1 protein-coding gene is annotated in these 217 nt (G+C 79.7%); it reads left to right on the top strand.

Annotated features, from left to right (window positions below; genetic code table 11):
• The coding region (locus tag G3I42_RS20565; protein WP_275405272.1) for a transporter associated domain-containing protein at positions 1 to 217 on the top strand (217 nt) is incomplete at both ends.

The raw sequence follows: 217 nt of genomic DNA on the forward strand, positions 1-217 counted from the left end.
CGAGGAGGTCGTCGGCGAGGTGCGCGACGAGCACGACGCCCGTGCGCGGCCCGCGCTCGTACGGGCCGGGAGCGAGGACGTGCGCGTGGTGTGGGCCGCCGAGGGCTCGCTGCGCCTCGACCGGCTCGCGGGGCTCGGCCCCGTACTGCCCGAAGGACCGTACGAGACCCTGGGCGGGCTGCTCGCCGCCGAGCTGGGGCGCGTCCCGCGCGCCGGG

This window comes from Streptomyces sp. SID11385, from assembly GCF_010548245.1.
GTDB lineage: Bacteria > Actinomycetota > Actinomycetes > Streptomycetales > Streptomycetaceae > Streptomyces.